The organism is Caldicellulosiruptor changbaiensis (genome assembly GCF_003999255.1).
Taxonomy (GTDB): domain Bacteria; phylum Bacillota; class Thermoanaerobacteria; order Caldicellulosiruptorales; family Caldicellulosiruptoraceae; genus Caldicellulosiruptor; species Caldicellulosiruptor changbaiensis.
Genome location: NZ_CP034791.1, coordinates 2,398,907 through 2,419,085 on the forward strand (window position 1 = coordinate 2,398,907; position 20,179 = coordinate 2,419,085).

General features: G+C 33.3%; 15 protein-coding genes, 1 pseudogene and 1 riboswitch. Of the genes and pseudogenes, 6 read left to right on the plus strand and 10 right to left on the minus strand.

Annotation, left to right across the window (positions count from 1 at the left end):
- Nucleotides 1–25 precede the first annotated feature (25 nt).
- From hisS to crcB (ELD05_RS11590), 5 genes are all read right to left on the minus strand, one after another.
- Nucleotides 26–1,285, minus strand: coding sequence for a histidine--tRNA ligase (gene hisS / locus ELD05_RS11570; RefSeq protein WP_127352552.1), 1,260 nt, complete (start codon nucleotides 1,283–1,285; stop codon nucleotides 26–28).
- A 210-nt stretch (nucleotides 1,286–1,495) separates the two neighbouring features.
- Entirely contained in the window at nucleotides 1,496–1,726 is a 231-nt protein-coding gene (locus tag ELD05_RS11575; RefSeq protein ID WP_039767166.1) for a type II toxin-antitoxin system MqsA family antitoxin, read from the minus strand.
- A 3-nt stretch (nucleotides 1,727–1,729) separates the two neighbouring features.
- Complete coding sequence (locus tag ELD05_RS11580; RefSeq protein ID WP_127352553.1) at nucleotides 1,730–2,044, minus strand: DUF4258 domain-containing protein; 315 nt, start codon at nucleotides 2,042–2,044, stop codon at nucleotides 1,730–1,732.
- A gap of 104 nt (nucleotides 2,045–2,148) precedes the next feature.
- Nucleotides 2,149–2,505, minus strand: coding sequence for a fluoride efflux transporter CrcB (gene crcB / locus ELD05_RS11585; RefSeq protein WP_127352554.1), 357 nt, complete (start codon nucleotides 2,503–2,505; stop codon nucleotides 2,149–2,151).
- Nucleotides 2,502–2,903 carry a fluoride efflux transporter CrcB gene (gene crcB / locus ELD05_RS11590; RefSeq protein WP_045165599.1) on the minus strand — a complete coding sequence of 134 codons (402 nt, stop codon included), beginning with the start codon at nucleotides 2,901–2,903 and terminating at the stop codon, nucleotides 2,502–2,504. The genes crcB (ELD05_RS11585) and crcB (ELD05_RS11590) overlap by 4 nt, the downstream gene beginning before the upstream one ends.
- A gap of 108 nt (nucleotides 2,904–3,011) precedes the next feature.
- Nucleotides 3,012–3,075: riboswitch (Fluoride riboswitch) on the minus strand.
- 136 nt (nucleotides 3,076–3,211) lie between these two features.
- Here crcB (ELD05_RS11590) and ELD05_RS11595 point away from each other — a divergent pair.
- Nucleotides 3,212–4,342, plus strand: a complete 1,131-nt coding sequence (locus ELD05_RS11595; RefSeq protein WP_127352555.1) for a DUF58 domain-containing protein — start codon at nucleotides 3,212–3,214, stop codon at nucleotides 4,340–4,342.
- Between the two features lie 32 nt (nucleotides 4,343–4,374).
- On the opposite strand, the gene pulA is transcribed toward ELD05_RS11595, so the two are convergent.
- Nucleotides 4,375–6,852: a type I pullulanase gene (gene pulA / locus ELD05_RS11600; RefSeq protein ID WP_127352556.1), complete on the minus strand. Its 2,478-nt coding sequence runs from the start codon at nucleotides 6,850–6,852 to the stop codon at nucleotides 4,375–4,377.
- Nucleotides 6,853–7,029: 177 nt separating this feature from the next.
- A complete protein-coding gene (gene pepF / locus ELD05_RS11605; RefSeq protein WP_127352557.1) occupies nucleotides 7,030–8,910 on the minus strand; it encodes an oligoendopeptidase F in 1,881 nt (626 codons plus the stop codon).
- 301 nt (nucleotides 8,911–9,211) lie between these two features.
- Here pepF and ELD05_RS11610 point away from each other — a divergent pair, with 301 nt between their 5' ends.
- The 5 genes and pseudogenes from ELD05_RS11610 (at nucleotide 9,212) to ELD05_RS11635 (ending at nucleotide 13,935) form a co-directional block, all read left to right on the plus strand.
- The gene (locus ELD05_RS11610; RefSeq protein ID WP_127352558.1) at nucleotides 9,212–9,724 is read left to right on the plus strand and encodes a flavin reductase family protein; all 513 of its coding nucleotides are present in this window, start codon (nucleotides 9,212–9,214) and stop codon (nucleotides 9,722–9,724) included.
- Nucleotides 9,718–9,819: pseudogene (locus ELD05_RS15075) on the plus strand ((2Fe-2S)-binding protein); the annotation flags it as partial. The gene ELD05_RS11610 and the pseudogene ELD05_RS15075, both read left to right, overlap by 7 nt.
- A gap of 259 nt (nucleotides 9,820–10,078) precedes the next feature.
- Nucleotides 10,079–11,794 (plus strand): permease, encoded by a 1,716-nt coding sequence (locus ELD05_RS11625; protein WP_127352559.1) that lies wholly within the window; start codon nucleotides 10,079–10,081, stop codon nucleotides 11,792–11,794.
- Nucleotides 11,795–11,834: 40 nt separating this feature from the next.
- Nucleotides 11,835–12,410 carry a nitroreductase family protein gene (locus ELD05_RS11630; RefSeq protein ID WP_127352560.1) on the plus strand — a complete coding sequence of 192 codons (576 nt, stop codon included), beginning with the start codon at nucleotides 11,835–11,837 and terminating at the stop codon, nucleotides 12,408–12,410.
- A gap of 193 nt (nucleotides 12,411–12,603) precedes the next feature.
- Nucleotides 12,604–13,935: a glycoside hydrolase family 28 protein gene (locus ELD05_RS11635; protein WP_127352561.1), complete on the plus strand. Its 1,332-nt coding sequence runs from the start codon at nucleotides 12,604–12,606 to the stop codon at nucleotides 13,933–13,935.
- A 109-nt stretch (nucleotides 13,936–14,044) separates the two neighbouring features.
- Here ELD05_RS11635 and ELD05_RS11640 read toward each other — a convergent pair whose 3' ends face one another.
- From ELD05_RS11640 to lanM, 3 genes are all read right to left on the minus strand, one after another.
- Nucleotides 14,045–15,403: a glycosyl hydrolase gene (locus tag ELD05_RS11640; protein WP_127352562.1), complete on the minus strand. Its 1,359-nt coding sequence runs from the start codon at nucleotides 15,401–15,403 to the stop codon at nucleotides 14,045–14,047.
- A 903-nt stretch (nucleotides 15,404–16,306) separates the two neighbouring features.
- Nucleotides 16,307–17,041, minus strand: a complete 735-nt coding sequence (locus ELD05_RS11645; protein ID WP_127352563.1) for a flavodoxin family protein — start codon at nucleotides 17,039–17,041, stop codon at nucleotides 16,307–16,309.
- Nucleotides 17,038–20,148: a type 2 lanthipeptide synthetase LanM gene (gene lanM, locus ELD05_RS11650; RefSeq protein ID WP_127352564.1), complete on the minus strand. Its 3,111-nt coding sequence runs from the start codon at nucleotides 20,146–20,148 to the stop codon at nucleotides 17,038–17,040. Before lanM ends, ELD05_RS11645 begins: the two co-directional genes overlap by 4 nt.
- Between the last annotated feature and the right edge of the window lie 31 nt (nucleotides 20,149–20,179).

A 20,179-nucleotide genomic window follows, 5' to 3' on the forward strand; every position in this document is an offset into this window, starting at 1 on the left:
ATATCACCCTCTTTGTAAATTTTGTTTATATCTTACTTTTGATGTACTGAGCCAAACTTTCTATTTTTACAATCTCTTCTGATGACGTCTTCATGTTTCTTAGTTTGCAAACACCTTTTTCAATCTCGTCATCGCCGATTATGACTGAAAAATCACAACCCAGCTTATCTGCATATTTCATCTGAGACTTTAGACTTCTTGAAAGCTCCTCAATCACAGTTGAAATTCCTTCAAACCTCAAAGTACTTGCAATCTCAAACGCTTTTTTGGTTGCCAAATCTCCTAAGGTTGCAATAAAAACTTGAGGAACCTGTGGCTTTTGTGGAATCAGACCTTTTTGTGAAAGAAGCATTATAAGTCTCTCAACACCAATTGCAAACCCAATGCCAGGGGTGCTGCTTCCACCTATCTGCTCTATTAAGTTATCATACCTTCCCCCACCACAGATTGCAAGCTCTTTGTCCAAAACAAGGTCAACAATCTCAAAAACTGTTTTTGTATAATAATCTAAGCCTCTTACGATATAGGGGTCAACCTTGTAACAAACGCCTGCTGCAGTCAAATAGTCTTTTAAACTCTCAAAATGCAATTTGCACTCATCGCAAAGATAGTCAATGGGCTTTGGAGCATCTTTTGCAATCAGTTTGCAAGTATCTTCTTTGCAGTCAAGAATCCTCATCGGATTTTTTTCAAGCCTTTGTCTGCAGGTTGGACAGAGCTTATCATAGTAGCCTAAAAAGTACTCTTTGAGATTTTTTACATAATCCTTTCTGCAAATAGGACAACCAATATTGTTTATATTCACAACAATATTGTCAAGCCCAAGAGAAACAAAGAAATTGTAAGATAGTGAAATAATCTCTGCATCTGTCACAGGTGACTTTGAACCAAAGTTTTCAATACCAAATTGATGAAACTCTCTGTACCTTCCGCCTTGGGTATTTTCATATCTGAATGCTGATATAATGTAATAAAGACGCTGTGGCATTGGTCTTGAGGCAAAACCGTGTTCAATGAACAGTCGCGCAACAGACGCAGTTCCTTCTGGACGCAATGTTATACTTCTTCCACCTTTGTCTAAAAAAGTGTACATCTCTTTTTGAACAATGTCTGTTGTCTCACCAACGCCTCGCTGGAAAAGCTCTGTATATTCAAATGTTGGAAATCTTACTTCTTGATAGCCATAAAGTTTGCAAATCTGCCTGAATTTGTCCTCAATATACTGCCATATATAACTTTCTTCTGGCAAGACATCTTTTGTTCCTTTTGGTGCTTGGATTTTCATAATAGTTGTCTCTCCTTGAAGGTAATTTATTTTTGATTTTTACAATATTTAAATTATATACTACCTGTGAAGAAAGTTTCAATCTCTAAAATAAAACAAAAAGCTACAGGATGGTTAAAAATCTATATATCTCCTGTAGCTGGCTTCGTGTAATTATCGCATCTAATCTTATAAGGGATAATTAAATCCAACATAAAATTGTACAATTGTCTATGCTGCAATATCTGAATAGTTTGCTATAATTATCTCTGTTTTAGTTTTAAGAAGTTCATCCACTATCTTTTCAAGCTTAAGTGCTGTTTCATCATCAAGATAAGCTTCTCCACATTGTCCACATACAAGGGCTGGAACGTTTTTTATAATCACAGTTTGGTTACCAACATCAACAATATGTTTAATCTTTCCTTCTTTCATTTCTGTTCTACACAATGGACACTTCATTTTTTATTTCCTCCTCGTTTTAAAATCAATCATCCATTCGTCCTCAGAAGGAAAATATGCAGTTATAAGCCATAAAAAACCATCTCCAACTGCACAGACTACATGAAGTGGTGAACCATTTTTGGGTACCCAAGAGATTAAACAACTCGGATAAGGATAATCATTTTCATACTGCTCTATAATTTCACCTTTAAGGATACATTCTATTACATTTTCCCTGGTTATATTTCTTTCTCTCATCCTCTGCAACATATGAGCACGCCATTTAATTTTTCTCTCATTTACGAATTTTCTTATCTCTTCTATAGACAAAGCCATTATTGTTACTTCACACCTTGTTGGTTTTGTTGTATCTAATAATATTCATTCTTGATTATACCACATTTTTATATCTTTTATATCTACTATCTTAGCAAAAAAAGCTAATTAGCATTCGCCAACCAAATCCCTGCACCTGCTGCCATTATGCCAAACACAATAGAGAGGAACACATACAGAAAAGCCTTTTTATGCTTTGATTTTTTTACATACATTGATGTCTCAAGCATAAAGGTAGAGTATGTAGTAAATCCACCCAAAAGACCTGTTGTTAAAAACAGTTTGTATCCTTGTGGTAAATGCTTTGATGACAAAAAACCTATGAAAAAACACCCAATTACGTTTATAAACATGGTTGAAATTGGGTGCTCTCTTTCCATAACTTCTTTGAAAATCTTAGAAATTATATACCTCAAAACTGCACCCACAACACCGCCAAGTCCAACAATAAAAAGATTCATACCTCTTGAGCCACCTCTTCTTTTTGCCTTCTTGCTGCAACAAACTCTGCTGCCTCATAACCCAGTAGTGCTGCAAAAAGCCCAAGCAAAATTGAAAGCACAGGATACACAAAAGCCTTTGCCGCCTCACCTTTTGAGATAAGTTTTATTATTTCAATTATAAATGTAGAAAAGGTTGTAAAACTGCTTATAAACCCAGTTGTAATCATGTGACGAACAGCTGGTTTTATTTTTATATGATCAATAGTAATCTGCGCAACAAAGCACAAAGCAAAGCTTCCAAGCACGTTTATAAAAAGTGTGGCTGTTGGAAAATCAGCTACATAAAGCTGTGAAATTAAGTACCTGCTTATCGCACCAAAAAATGCACCTACTGATATCGCAGCAATGTTTTTCATCTTTTATGTCTCTCCTTCCTTCTGGTAGGTTGCTCATAATTAGAAGAACAATTTTGACTATATAAACAAAAAACTCCTACAAATATTACGCCTTTTTGAAAAGACGCAATATTTGTAGGAGTCATCAGCCATCATTGGCATTTGTTCGGCGGACTCCATCGCCGTTGTAGCAGTATTATAACATGTGAAATTGAATATGTTCAATAGCATTTTTATACAAAAATTTTAGCCAAATTCTTAGTTTGAATATTCAATATTATGGGCTATAATAAGAATAAACAGAATTAAAAAGAGGTAATAAATCCAAGATGGGAACATTTTGGTTGTTTTTGATATGTTCTATTCTGTTTGCTCTCAACTTCTTTGTCACAAAAAGGTATGGGCTTAAAAATGTAGAATATGAAATTTATTTTGAAGAAGAAAAAAGTAGTGAAGGGCAAGAGATACATATAGTTGAGAGAATTTACAATGGCAAGATTTTGCCTCTTCCATGGGTAAAATCCGAGTTTGAAATCTCTTCATCTTTTTTTATGGAAAATTCTAAAAACTATGTCGTCGGAGACAAGTTAAGATATATTTCTATCTTCTTCTTGCTGCCCTATCAGCAGATTGTAAGACGTCATAAATTCGTTGCAACAAAACGTGGCTTTTATAAACTTGACAAAATCTACCTTGTAACAGGAGATTTGTTTGGCCTGGCAACTGCTGATAGATGCTATTATGTAAATGACACTTTGACCATATACCCTGCTTTTTTAGACCTGCAAAAACATCTTATGCCGCGCTCAAGCTTGTCTGGTGAGACAATTGTTAAGAGACATTACTATGAAGACATCTTCCACTTTGCCGGAATAAGAGAGTATCAGAGCTATGATGCCTTTAACAGAATAAACTGGAATGCAACTGCAAAGTACAACACTTTAATGGTAAACAAATACGAATACACATCATCTGGCGATGCAATCATTCTTTTGAATGTCCAAAGTTCAGAGTATGAAAGAAAAGAGGTTTTCAATAAAAACATCATTGAATTTGGAATTAAAATTGCAGCAAGCCTGGCAAATGAATGCCTAAAAGCCTCAACACCGGTGGGATTTGCGTGTAACTCACTTGATGAGGAAACAGGCCAACCTCTTGAAATTCTACTTCCTTCTCAAGATGCAAACCAGCTTCTAAAGGTGTGTGAGGCCTTGGCACATATCAAAATTCAAGTAAATCAGTACTTTGAGGTTTTACTATATGACGTTTTAAGATCATACAACTTCAGAGAGCTTTTTATCATCACATGCTTTGTCAACAAAGAAATGGAGGAATGTATAAGACTTTATTCATCTCTTGGAATAAAATTTACACTTATTATGCTCGAACATGACCCACGCGTATTCGATTTAGAATCAGAAAATGTGAGAGTATTTTTGGCAAAAGAGATTGTAAAATAAATATTGAAGTTTGTTTAACCCCCAATTTTCTTCTATTTCTGGTATGCAATAAAAAGGCTCACTGGTCCAATCTCAAAGCTGCCTATTGCCTCTTTTTCAGAAGAGTCAGGGAAAACAATGCCATCATTTGCTTTTATACGCCAGCTACCTTCTGGAAGCTGCAAAATCTTTTTTTCCTTAAAAGGATTGTAGGCAACAATAATCTTTTTCCACTCATCATATGGGTATGTTATTATAAAAGCAACAACCCCATCTGGTGCAGGAATAAATTTTAAGTATTTCTTTATCTCTCCGCTTGACCTCATCCTAAAAGCAATGTGCTTTCTTCTCAGGTTTATCAAATCACAGTAAAACTTAAATGTGTCAAAAAACTTCTCTTTTAAACTCCAATCAATTTTGTTTATGTTATCTCCTGCGTTATAGGTATTAGGATGACCACCTTTGCTCCTGTTAAACTCAACTCCACCATGTAAAAAAGCAACCCCTTGCGATGTCAGCACAATGGCATTTGCAAGCCTTGATGCCCTGTCAATCCAAAAGATGTCCTCACCAACCATTGTCTTTTGCAGCTTGTCAAAAAGTGTCAAGTTGTCATGACAGGAAACATAGTTTACACATTCATCAGGTTCTTTTGCAAAATCATCAATTGCCGCTTTGATACCTTGTTTTAGCCTCTCAACATCTGATAGATTTCCATGCACATATCCTGTTTTGTAGCCGTCAAGGTCACCTCTAATGGCATCTCTAATCCTGTCGTTAAAAAGCCCGATTGAATAGCCTTGATGACAAGATGACAAGATTGTAGCCATCTCTTCGACAAGGCAGGTACTATCGCCCATCACCCAGCCTTCACCATAAATCAAGGCTTTTGGATTTCGTTTTCGCACCTCATTAGCAATTTGCCTCATTGTTTTACAGTCAATAAGCCCCATCAGGTCAAACCTAAAACCGTCTATGTGAAACCCCTCTGTCCAGTAGATAATAGTGTCAAGGATGAATTTCCTCACCATTGGTTTTTCTGTTGCAAGTTCATTTCCACACCCTGTCGCATTTAAATAATCTCCATAGTCATCTACCCTGTAAAAGTATTCAGGTACAATCTTGTCAAATATAGAGAATTTTCCGCCTTTTGTGTGGTATGTGTGATTGAAAACAACATCCATCACAACTCCAATTCCATTTTCATGAAGCTTTTTTATCATTGTTCTAAGTTCTTTTAGCGCTTCAATACCACCGCTTTTTGTTGAGAACCAATACTCAGGACACTGGTAAAGCACTGGGTCATATCCCCAATTGTATCTTTTGTCTGGGTTTTTATCATCAACACTCCCAAAATCAGATATTGGTAAAAGATGAACATGAGTTACCCCAAGTTCTTTTAGGTGCATAAGTCCAGTTGTAATCTTTCCTTTGTAGTACCCCTCTTGACAAAAACCTAAAAACTTTCCTCTCAAATTTTCATCAATTCCAGAGCTTTGATCAATTGTAAAGTCTCTTACATGCATCTCATAGATTATAGCGTCATTTTGCTTTTCAATATTATCAACAAAACTATCAGCTTGCCATCCATCTATCAAGCCATCTGCCGGGTCAAATATATAACTTTTGCCAGAGTTTGACGAAGATGCCTTAGAGTATGGGTCTGGGACGTAATATACAACATATCCTTCATCTTGGTCATAGTTGTGATGCCAGACCTCATAAAGATAAAAATGATTTTTCAAATCACCTGCGAGATATACATTCCAAGTCCCATTTTCTGCCCTTGACATTTCCTTTTCAAACTTGAAATTTTCATACTCATCAAATATTTGAATCTTTACCTTATAGGCGGTTGGTGCCCACAGTCTAAAATAGGTTCCATATGGCTCATACTTAAAACCCAGCTCACCCGGATAGAAGTACTCACTTCTTGTTAAAATCTCTCTTGGACGTGCATATATGTGTTCATTTTTGTAAACTACCTTGTACTTTAAATTTGCTAAAAGTCTTTTGCTGGTTGTAATTTTCACTATATTTGTAAAAGCTGCTTCTCTGTCAAAATAGTCCTCTATTACAATGTCATTGCCATATCCTGGCGGATACCAAAGTTTTCGACTTGCCCCTTCTGCAAATTTAAACTTTTGACCAATCTGAACATCTTTTAAATCTCTTATAAGCTCATACCTTCCCCTGAGTTTTGAATAAGAAAGCTCCCACTCAGGTGAAATTGTCCAGTTGTTCATATCTCCAATAACAAAAACTGGCCTTACCATAGGCTTTCTGTGAAAATCAAAGTGTCCTTCTTTTAAAATAAATCTAATCTTCCCTTTTTGTTCACATATTTCATAGCCTCTCGTTTCTGCTTCAAATGGATTTTCTGAATGTGGTATAAGTTTTTCCACCTTTTCAATTTCTATTTCCTGATCATCTAAAAAAACCTTAAAGTCTTCTCTTTTAATTGAATGAACCATTTGAGCAAGTACAACAGTTATTTCATTAAAATCGTCTATATATGCTTTCACTATCATCAAACTCACCCTATCATTCTTAAGATTTAGAATATGACAATAAGATTATTCTAATTCATCTTTATTGATTTTTTAATACCCTAAAAGTTTTATTGGAAAAACGAAAAGGGGACTATTCACTTTGCCTTTTGAATAGTCCCCCTTTAAAATTCTTTATATATGCCAATCTCTCTGCTTTTATATTTTTCCTTGCTTTTTCAATATCTTTTCCATCTCGTCAACAAGCTGTCCAAAGTAAGTTAGCAAATTGTCAACAGGCTTTGTTGATGTCATATCAACACCTGCTTTTTTAAGAACATTGATAGGATAATCTGAACTTCCTGCTTTTAAGAACTCTATATACTTCGCAGTATCGCCCTTTTCGATATTCTTTACAACCTCGTTTGCAGCAGCCATAGAGGTTGCGTATTTATAAACATAAAAGTTCATGTAAAAGTGTGGTATCCTTGCCCACCATAATGTTGCAAGCTTATCAACTTCAAAGTTATCACCGTAATACTTCTTCATCAAGTTACCCCAGATGTTGCACAAAGTTTCTGCAGAGAGTGCTTCCCCTTTTTCTACCCTTTCATGAATTTCTTTTTCGAATTCTGCATACATAACCTGAGTATAAACAGTACCTCTTATATTTTCTACTAAGGTATTTAATAGATAAAGTCTTTCATCATCACTTTTTGCTTTCTTAAGTAAATAGTTAATCATAAGAAGCTCATTTGTTGTTGAAGCAACCTCGGCTGTGAAGATTGGTACATTGGAATTTATATACTTTTGTGTCTTGTTTGTATAATACGAATTTATAGCATGCCCAAGTTCATGAGCAAGAGTCAAAACAGAGTCCATAGTATTGTTATAGTTCATAAGGATATAAGGATGTGTATCATATGCTCCCCATTGATATCCACCTGTATACTTGTTCTCGGTCTCAAACACGTCTATCCATCTATTGTTAAAGGCAATGTTTAAAACATTTAAATAATCATTCCCAAGTGGTTTTAAACCCTCTAAAATTAAGTTCTTCGCCTGTTCATATTCAATGTTTACTTCATAATTTGCGACAAGTGGAACATACATATCATATATATGAACCTTGTCAAGGTTGAGTACCTTCTTTCTAAGCTCTACATACTTATGCAAATACTTAATATTGTTATTAACTGCCTTGATAAGATTATCATAAACACTCCTTGGAATAAATTCCTGTGCTAAAGAAGCTTCTAAAGCTGAATTATATTTCCTTGCTTTTGCAAAAAATACATTTTTCTTTACCTCAGCAGTCAACGTTGCTGCCAATGTATTCTTAACTTTGTCAAATGAGGAGTATATACCTTCAAATGCCCTCTTTCTGAAATCTCTATCTTTGCTTTCAAGATACTTGCCATAACTTGCTTCTGTAAGTTGAATCTCATTGCCTTTATCATCTTTAATCTTTGGGAATGTAAGGTCTGCATATTTTAGTTGAGTAAATATACTGTAAGGTGAGCCTGCAAAATCCTGAGCTAAGGCTAATAACTGTTCCCCTTCTTGAGATAGCGTATGAGGCTTTTGTTTCAGAACCGCATCAAGATATATTTTGTAGTCTGTAAAACTTTTGTCCTGCATATATGACTTTAAAGTTTTTTCAGGCAAGCGTAAAAGCTCTGGCTGGATAAACGAAACCGCTGCCGAGACTTGCGCATACATCGTCTCAGATTTTGATCTCATCTCATTTGCCTTGTTATCAGCCTGATTTTCATCAGCCTTCATATAAGCATAAACATAGACTTTGTCTGCAATTCGCATCATTTCATCTCTTAGTTTCAAACATTCAAGCAACTTATTTTTGTCTGAAAGCTTACCTTGGTAGTTCTTAAACTTAGGGATGTAGTAATTCAAAACTTTGTTTAGATCTGCATTCCACTTTTCTGGAGAGCTATAAATCTCTTCAAGATTCCATTTGTACTTGTCAGGGATTTCACTTCGTTTCTTTACCCCTGTTGAAGAAAAACCAATAACTGTTGTGGCAACAAAAGAAATGACAATAGCAAGGACTAAAAACTTTTTTAAATGTACTCTTTTCATCTTGCTTGCGGCAGTTGCCGCCTTCCCCCTTTCTTAAAAATTGTATTGATACGCTCTTTTGTATTTTTAAATTTTTATGATTATATAACATTAAAACTATTTTTGCAATATTGTTGTAACAAAACTTTAATTAGTATTCAGAGTTTTGCTTGCCCAATGAAAAAGACTACTATAATTCCTCTATCTGTTGAATTTTGCAGTTGAAATAATTTGAAAATTAAAATTTATTGTAGTATATTTAAGTTCAAGACAACAATTGCAAACTCTAAGAACTTCAAAATCTCTATCGAGGTGATTTTTTATGGCACACAAAACAATCAAAATAGAAGATCTCAATTTTAACCCTTTTACTTTAATTGGGCAAGAGTGGATGCTCATTACTGCAGGGAACATCAACTCATTTAACACAATGACTGCAAGCTGGGGAAGCCTCGGCTATATTTGGGAAATGCCTGTTGCCTTTTGTGTAATAAGACCCCAGAGGTTTACAAGAAAGTTTGTTGAAGAAAATGAATTCTTTACACTTTCGTTTTTCGGTAGGGAGTATAGGTCAGCTCTTGAAATCTGCGGCAAATACTCTGGCAAAGATGTTAATAAGGTTGAGATGGCAAAGCTCACCCCCAAAGAAGATGAAGAGTTCAAAACAGTGTTTTTCGATGAGGCTAACCTTGTTTTGATTTGCAAAAAGATTTATTTTCAAGATATAATCCCTGAAAATTTCCTTGACAAAAGCATTGACAATTTTTACACTGCAAAAGATTACCATAGAATGTTTATTGGGGAAATTGTTAAAGTGCAACAGAAAGAAAGATAAATAACCCAACTGGAAAGTGCTGTGCTGCTGTTGTCAAAGAAGCATTTGAAAGGGCTACAAGGATTAAAGAAGAAAACAGGGACTGTCTGAACTGATGCTATCGGCAGTCCTTTATTTCTGTCTTGAAAAAAGTAATTGCCTTGCCGCTTATATACACTCTTTGGCCATCTATTCTGAGTTTTAGCACCCCTCCTCTTTTTGAAGCCTGATAGGCCACAAATTGTGTCTTTTACAGTTTTTTCCTCCAGTATGGGGCAAATAGGCAGTAATCAAAAAGGTTGTAATAAGATTTTTAAGTAGTATAATATTCCTTGTAATCGATTTACTCAAATTCTGAAAGGAAGGTTATTGCAAATGGCATACAAAAACTTTAAACTGGCAATATACTGCCCTGCTGGATTTTTAAAAAATGTAGAATTAGAGACGCTTGAAAAAGATTTGGAGTTCTTCCAAAGATACTTAGACATCTCAAAGGTATACCTTGAGACACACAGAGGTGCAGATACCGTCCCAAGAGAGAAGATGCTCAGAATGAAAGAGTTTTTTGAGAGGCAAAATATTAAAACATCTGGCGGAATCACTGCAACTGTGGTGTTCGGAAATGAAGAGCTTGATTATTATAGAATCTTTAATACTTTCTGTTACACAAACCAAAAACACTTAGACAAGTTAAAAGAGATTGTTCAATACACAGCTTCTTTGTTTGATGAAATCATTTTAGATGACTTTTTCTTCACCGCCTGCACATGCCCATCTTGCATTAGTGCAAAAGGAAATCTTAGCTGGAGCGAATTTAGATTAAATTTAATGACAGAGGTTTCAAGAGAGTACGTGATAAAGCCTGCAAAAAGTGTTAATCCAAATGTAAAATTAATAGTCAAATACCCAAATTGGATAGAATCCTATCAAGAGACAGGTTACAACCCTCAAACTCAGGTAGTACTATTTGACTATGTCTACACAGGTACAGAGACCCGCGACCCTGCTTATACACAGCAGCATCTTCCAAGGTATGCAAGCTATTCACTTTTGAGATGGTTTGAAAATCTAAAACCAGGCAAAAACCTCGGTGGATGGTTTGACTCTTTAGATTGTCTGTATAATATTGGCAGCTACCTTGAACAAGCAAATTTAACTGTATTTGCAAAAGCAAAAGAAATCACTCTGTTTGCCTTTCCGCACCTGAGAAACTCTATATTTGTCCCAGCACTTGGGCTGCAGCTGCGTCATCTTGATGAGATTTGTAAATACATTGAAAATCCTATAGGAATTCCTGTTTACCATCCATTTAATTCATATGGTGAAGACCATGTTTATGACTACTTAGGAATGGTTGGAATACCTTTCGAACTTACACCATATTTTCCTGAAAACAGTAATATTGTTTTTATCACAGCTGACTGTACAAATGACAAGGATATTCTGCAAAAGTTAAAAGAACATCTTTTAGCCGGAAAAGATGTAATAATGACATCTGGTTTTTTAAAGGCCATGCAAGGAAAAGGAATTGAAGATTTGACCTCTGTGAGAGTGACAGACAAAAAGGTTTTTACAAACTTATTTGCCATCAAAACAGAAGTGTGTTCATTTTCAAAGTATGTATATGGTAAAAAAGAAATACTAATTCCTGTCTTAGAGCACAGGACAAATGCGTCATGGCAGGAGATTGTTGCAATCTCAGGTGAAAACAACTTTCCTGTCCTGATGAAAGACTCTTATGGCAAAGGAACTATTTATACATTTACAATACCTGAAAACTACTCCGACATCTACAACTGGCCACTTGATGTCTTGACAGAAATTCGAAGGGTATTTATGAAAAATTTTGATTCCTACATTGAAGCCGGAGAAAAGATAGGCATTTTTGCATACAGCAATGGCACTTTCATAATAGAGTCCTTCTTGCCTTACAGAACTAAGGTAAACTTACACATTAAGAACAGAAATAAAAAACTTGTTGATCCTTTAAAAGCTTCTGATCTTAAAGTCTCTATGATATCAGAAAATGAAAATATCTATGAAATCAACTTAGAACCAACAAGTTTTAGAGTCTTGAAATTAGAAAACTAAATTTTTTTTGAAACTCTTTTGAAAGGAGAGTGCTTACAAAATGAGCAGTGTTTTTGAAAATGAAATAATAAAATCAATTAAAGAGCGTCGAAGTGTAAGAAGCTTTTTACCTACCCAAGTTGAAGAGGAAAAGATAAAACTTTTACTTGAAGCTGCAATCTTTGCTCCATCTGCTGTAAATGGTCAGCCATGGTTTTTTACAGTGGTTCAAAATCTTGATATTTTAAACAAAATGAATCAAGAAATAAGAAATATTATACTTCAGTCTTCTGATGAAAACTTAAAGAAATTTGCATCAAAAGAAGATTTTAACGTTTTCCACAATGCCCCAATGGCTATAATTGTTTCAGGAAAAGAAAATAGTCAATCTGCCCAGGTTGACTGTGCAGCTGCAACCCAAAACATCTTTCTTGCTGCAAAATCTCTCGGTTTGGCAACATGCTGGATAGGATTTGTCGGGATACTTTTTTCAAGTCCAAAAGCACAAGATTATATAAAACTTCTGAAAATCCCTGAGGGATACAAACCTTTATGGGCAATTGCTTTAGGATACACTGAAAATTATCCTCAAACAGTACCTGAAAGAAACTGGAATGTGGTTGAGTGGATAAAGTAAGTTTTTTCCCTCAAACCCTACAGGGATTGCAAGGAGGGCTTTATGCCCATCTTTTTCGTTTATTACAATATGTTTAATCACTGTTATTTACAACCATCAAAATCTAACATTTTCTCAAAATTATTGAGAGGATTTTAGTGATTTTTTAGGTTATTTTAAATGTTATGAACCTAAAGTAATAGGAGGTAAACTCTTGAGAATAATTGTAACTGACTTTGGAGCAAAACCAGATGGTGTAAGTTTCAGTACAGAAGCAATACAAAAGGCTATTGACACCTGTTTTGAAAATGGTGGTGGAGTTGTAGTTATACCTGCTGGAATTTATTTGAGCCGCCCTATAAGGTTAAAATCTAATGTAACCCTATATTTAGAAGAAGGTGCTGTAATCAAAGCAACCAACAATATTGAAGATTACTACCAAATTGGTTATTACCACAACGAATGGGGAGAGGTTACTTCCTTTTTATATGCGATGAATGAAAAGAACATAGCAGTTGAGGGAAAAGGTACAATTGACCTTCCCGGAAGCAGTTTTATGGATTTTTCAAGAGCATTTAATCAGTTCGAAGAGCTATCTCAACTTGACAAAGACCAGTTTGAAGAGACAGAATGTAAGCCCATTTACCGACCAAATCAACCCATATTCTTCTATAACTGTGAAAATATTAGCTTGAGCGGTATTTCAATTATTGACTCACCTTGCTGGACAGTTTGCATCCACTCATCAAAATACATCAAGGTGCACAACATAAGGATTATGAACAATCTCAGAGTTCCAAACAGCGACGGTATACATCTTTGCTCATGCGAAAATGTAATAATATCAGATAGCTTCTTTACTTGCGGTGATGACTGTGTTGCTATATCTGGCATTACAAACTGGAACAAACCTTGTGAAAATATAATTGTGTCAAACTGTATTATGCAAACACGCTCAGCAGCTGTGAGAATGGGACATTTAGATAGCAAAGTAAAGAATGTGGTTGCTTCTAATCTTATCATCCTTAATTCAAACAGAGGAATTGCAATATTTGCAAACGGCAAAAACGGATATGTCAAATCAGTTACAATCTCAAATGTCATTATGACAACAAAAATATTTGCTGGTACATGGTGGGGAAAGGGTGAACCAATTGTAATTGCCTCTCCTGAAGAAGGCAATTTTATTGAAGATATATCTATTTCCAATGTAAAAGCTTATTCGGAAAATGGGATCTTAATCTATGGCAAAGATAATAATATACGAAATATCTCACTTAAAAGTATTGACATATACCTTAGCTTTGGCAAAAACAGACCACTTTTTGGCAAAAGAATTGACATTCTCCCAAGCAAATGCCCACCTTTCCCTGATTACATGAATAAAATTCCATGGATTTTTGCAAAAGATGTTTTCAATCTTAAACTTCAAGATATAAACTATGGATACAATTTACAAAGCTTAAAAACTGATTTTGACATAGAGGGAATTTTTCAAAATGTAAATAACTCTTTCTTTTCTGGTATTAGAAAAGTAGCTACTTAAAGTCAAAAGTTTAAAAATCCCAGTTATAACAAAATTTCAAGGCTGCCAGTCCACTACAGAATTTAGGAAGTGACCTTTTTCAAATGGCAGCCTTGAACTTTTATTTTTTTCATCTTCTAAATAAGTCGAATTTATCAAGTGTTATTACGTAAGGGTGGTTATAAACCTTTCTCAGATGTTCAAACGAATTTATCTTGCCATCAGTTGTAAATCCACCCCACCAAGGCATAAACCAAAGCCAATAAGTCTTTGTACTTTGCAGTTTATCTGGGTCAGGAATTGGTCCGTTTTCTGTTAAAGCTATGGGTTTTTTAGTTTCTGTCAGCTCATAGACATAATCATACCAAAATGAAAGAGGACCATAGTTTTGGGCCGGGGCATAAAAGTCAACCCCTGCAACATCATAGTAGTCCATTTCTATTCTCCAATCAGGATGTGGTGCATTCCAAACCCATATGAGATTGTTTAATTTAAAGTGATTAGTATATACATCATACAAAAGATAGTAAAGCTTTTTGTAAGCATCAAACCCTTTTGCTCCCCACCAAAACCACCTGCCATCAGCCTCATGTAATGGTCTGAAAATAACTGGAACATCTGTATCTGCCATGATTTTCAACCACTTGCCGATTTCATATATATCTTCCATCAGCAGCTTGTTTTCTTCAGTATTAGGGCAAAGAGCAACCTCAATATCAAAATCGGTGTTTTTTGTATAAAAAGTCTTATCGTTGCCTCCTATCGGAGAAAACCAATGCCAGCAAAATGTCACAATTCCTCCTAACTCCTTGTGCCATTTAATTGCTTCTTCAACAGAGCCTTTATTTAAAATTACTTCAAACATTGCATCGTAGGTCATATTATTAGTAATGGTGTGTCTTGTATAGCTTAGAAAATCAAAACCACGAAGAGCTGGTTTTTTGCCTGTTTGATATTCTAAATATGCAATTTCTGGTCCTGGTGCTGTGTTTGTGTGCTGGCCTGCAATAATTGCCTTGCTATAAATCTTTGAAAAATATTCCATCAATTTTTTGCATTTATCAGAGGCATTTTTGTTTGAAAGATCAAATGAAGGAGCACTGTAATTTTGCAACTTATCTTCTTCAAGTTCAATTGCATATATGTGAGCTACTCCCCAGCCACCATAAATTTTGATTTTTTTCTGACCTTTTTCCAAGAAGGCCCTCCCAATCTTCATTTTTGAAACTTCACCCGATTCAGAATGCAATCTAATATCGCCATGACACAATCCATCTATATCTACGAGATAGACAGCTTTTGTGTACTTTTCTATTTTATAATTCAAATATAGATTGTAATAACCACTTTTTTCTATTTCTATGCAAAACTCAATTTCAAATCTGTCTGATTCAGGCAAAGCACTATAAACATCTTCCCCGCTGATATGTTCTTTCACAATTTTTACTCCATTTAACATTGCTTCTTTTATATATTTGCTTATCTTCATAGCTACCCCATCATCCCTTCACAAAGACTTTTTTTAACAGTTTTTATCGTGATTTAGTCAGCAGTATACCAAATACATCCTAAATTAGCATGCAGAAATTTTAAAAAATATCTTAATATTCTTTAAAACACATCATAAATACTGTTTAATCTGTTGATTAAAAGCTTCTGATGGTTTGATAAATTCAATAAAAATTTTATAAATTTCAAGCACCAGATAAATCTTATTTTGCATGGGCAAATTTCCTGAGTGTTTGAAAATGAAAGGAAATTAAACTACATAGGTACTCAGAAATAAAATTTGAAGAAATATTTTGTAAATATTGGAAAATCATTTTATGCTTATAAAATACTTGCATTAAAGCAAAGAGAAAGGGGTCGAACAAAAGGATAAATGGGATAATAAAAAGATTTATACCAAAGGGAAAGAAGATAAGTGAGATAAGCATGAAATGATAAGAAAGAGCACAAATTGATGTAATAGCCTGCCGAGGAGGATATTTAGGTACAAGAGTGCATTGGAAAGTTTACGGAAGAACTAAGAGCGATATTTGTTGGAGAAGATATATAAGAGATTATAGCAACGATTTAGGTAGTTAAAATAGTATACATATATAACAACAAATGCCAATCACCAGCTTTCCTGCAGGTAAGCTGGAATAATACGGATACTAATATCATACACAGTGTGGACTTAAATAATCAATTTCCAGTTACTTTTAAAAAAGTATTGCATTCGATATTGCAATTTAAAAAAAATTTTTTAAAAACCTCTTTGACATTATATCGTCTGTTTTTGCATTTTATTGTTTATCTTGGATATTTTTTGTTTGTATTTAGAATTGCTACCAAAAAAGAAGTCTATACTTTACACAAAATTATTTAAACTCTCTTTTTTTATTACTCAAGAGTTTTTATTTTTTAAAAAGTGCAAAAGTAAACTTTCATAATTGTCAAATTCAAAATAGCCATTTTCTCGCCAGTAGTTTACTTCAGCATCTTCAACTTCTCTCAACATCAAATTATCTTTCAAGGTTTTGAAATAGTCTTCCTGGAGGGGATGAACCTTTATCTTCATAGGATTTTCTAAATATTCACACAATTTTTGGGCTTTTTGGAAAATTTCTTCTTCAAAATTTGTTTCATCATCAACAACATTGGGGTAGTCACGTGTGTAGGCTATTGTTTCAAAAACATTTAAACCTAGTGCAAGCATTATTCTTTTCAAATAAAATGTAACCTCAATTAATGAATTACTACTTGCTGTTACTATTGGAATACCTATCTTGCCTAATAACTTGAATAAATGTAACCAATATGATATGCGATCAATAAAAACTTTTGTTTGAGCAGATACATTTGCAGCATACACAGGAGTTGCTATAATAATAATATCAGATATTTCCATTGCATTTTTAATTAACAACATGTCGTCTTTCTCATCTAATAAGCATTTCCCTTGTTTAAAACAAGTAAGACATCCTTTACATTGATTTATTCTAAATTTGTTAGTATCAAACACATTAATTTCAAACTTCGTATTTAAAATTGACTCCATATTTGTGAGTAGTTTTTTAGCAACATAAAGAGAAAATGAATCATTTCCTTTTGGGCTACCATTAAAAATAAACACTTTCATACTTCTTCCTCCTTAGTAAAAAATGCAGGAAATACAAACTCCATAATTGGAAGAGCATCTTTATAACAAAGTCGAATAAATGTGTAACCAATTCCACTAATTCCATCTAACAAACCTAATGGCAAATATTGTGGAGTTGATCTTAGACTAAATTTTCCCTTTCGTTTTTTTCTAAAAACTATATATTTAACTTTTTCTTCGATAATTTCCCTAATTGAATCTACATCAAAAATCTCAGAATATTTCAACAAAAGTTCAATATCTCCACTATTTCCTTTCAAAAGCTCATCTGTTTCTTTAATGGGCTTAATGTACTCATATATTAATCTTTTCACATACACTTTAAAATATTCCTTATTGAACTCGTTCGAGCAAATCTTCAAAATTACTAATAATAATTCGAAAAAGTTTTGGGAAATAACGAGTTTATCTGCTTGTTCCAAAAACTCTATAAAGTTATTCACAATATAATTAAAAGCAAATTTATTTTGGCATATATTTGCAACGTCTAATAAGAAGTCGACATAATGTATGTACTGTTTATTAGAGTATTTCTCTCGCTTGACCATTGTAAACAATGTGGGTTCGTCATATATAAAGGTGCTGTACATATCTTTATATTTCTTTAAAGGTTCAATATTATACTTATTTATACAGTATTTCAAAAAATTTAGTATTAAACTGCTTTGGATTGTTTTTTTATTTTTTAACAACCTCTTAAAAAACAATTCTACCAAGTGTAGTAATTCTTCTTTAATATTACTAAATATGCCTTTATAAATATTTGAAACCTCTAATAAAGATAATAAAATTGAAGCTTTATTTTCTACGCTCTTAATCTCCTCTTCCTGATTTACTATATATATTCTTTTTTTTACATCTTTAAAGAGTTGATAAAACAATGTCTTTGTAATCTTCATATAATTCTCATTTGGAACAAGTAAAAAAGCATAACTAAGAAACAGCATAATACCACTTAACCCATAAAATAAACTGCTTTCTAAAGGTAATATAACATTAGTCTTGTTGATTCTGTCAAAAATTAAACCATTCCATATGACTGATTTTTCTTTTGCTCCCCAAATAGCATTTTCTACTAAAATGTTTCCTATTTCCATTATTTCTTCTGTGAGAATTTCTTTTTGTAAAGTTATGTTCTCTTCTATAGTAACACCCGCATTTTCACATAGGTTATTCCCCTTAATTTTCTCAATTTTTTCATCAAAATAATTCAATGACGCTTGCAAAATTGATATTTGTTTGCCTATTGTCTCATTGTCTATACTTTTTATCCTTTCCTTTATTAAGTTAAATCCTGAATTAATAAAAAATCCCTCTATCTTTCTATTATGACTGTCTTCTAATACATTATCATCTAATTTTCGATAAAAAACAGGAATATCAAAATTTATCAAATCCTCTATCTCACTTCTAATTGCAATTTTGCTTTTGTAATTTGCAACCCATAAATTAGCAAACAATCTTTCTAAATCTAAAAAATCTTGAGTATAACTAGGATGCGAATAGAAACTTAACATCTTATAATAATTATCTGTATTTTTCAATAATGTTCTACATCTTATATTGCCCTTGAAACTCTCCTCTACTTTATTTATAATTTCACTTTTATGGATTCTTGCAAATTCTAATACTGTCATAAATCCTTTTAAAACTTCCGGTACATATTTCCTAAAATCTACTTTTTCACCTCTCAGTTTTGGAATATTTTGTGCTTCTGAAATTTCTATTTCTGAATAATCAAATCTGATGTTATCAATGTCTTTTTCATTAAGTACTAATGTTTTATATGGTAATTTTTGGCCTCCTCCACTAAATGCACTAACGTCCACTCCTCTTCCTGTTTTGAAATCAACAAAACTTATACATGGAATTAAACCCGAAGATAAGATTGATTCATTTATTTCTTTTAAAGCAAAGTACCGCGCATCTCTAAATAACTCTTTTTGACAATTTTCCTGAGCCACAATTGTCTCCATATCAACTATTACAGGATACTCAGCATGGGCTATTAAATTTTCAAAATGTATATCACTACCTTTAAGTAAATAAACAAATCCACATAACTGTCCAAATCTTCGATAATATCTCTCTAACTCTTCTTCATTGTTACATTCAACATAAAATATGTATTCTTCTATTGTGAAAGTTTCACCTTCATATAGGAGAGGTAATTTTAAATCCAACAATTTTTTTTCTTTTGTTTCACACCACTTAATAAACTCAACTACTGTTTTTTGTAAAGATGAATTTCGAGGCTTGTATAATATCGGTTTAGATTTTTCGAATATAACTATCAAAACCGCACTGCTTTCTTGATGAAAATCTCCCAATATCTCTATACTAGTTATTCTATTGCTTTTTATTTCAAATCGTTTACTAATTTCTGTAAAATGTTTATCCAAATCATGTATAACTTTGCTGAAATATACCAACCAGTTAAGTGTTTTTTGTGCCATAGTTCGACCTATTACAGGGTAATCGTTCATAAACTTGTATATTCCTTTATTATTGAGTAAATAATGAATGAATAACTGAAATACATTTTTTTTATTTTTTATATTTTCACTATTATTTTCACGCCATAAGTAATACTCATAAATTAATGTCTTTATATATATATTTAGCAAGAAATTATCTAAACTATGAGCAACTTTGTTCATAACCTCTTCATTCATGATAATATTTTCAAGAGTAATGCTTACACTCAAAAATTTTTCGCAAAACCATCTTGAAAAGAGTTTTGAAATTGCTAGATAACCATAATCCGTACTTTTTAAACTATTAAGACTATCCAATACTTCTTTCAAACACAAAAACCATTTTGCTTTTTCCACCTTTTCTCTAACAACTTTCTTTTGCTTTTCAGAAAGAACAGCAAATGCTAAATTAAAATCTTCTAAACTGATTCCATATACATCAATCATATGAAAAAAATCTTCTATTGTTAAGGTCCCTCTTTTAAAAAGCCAATTTTCAAAATTTACTAGTTCAAAATTTTTAACTCCAATTTCTTTAAATAATTTTACTCTCTCTAAAATGTTTAATGATTTCACAAAAAAATCATCTGTAAAATAGAAATCCTGCATTTTCTACACCCTTTCTTGATAAATAACCTTA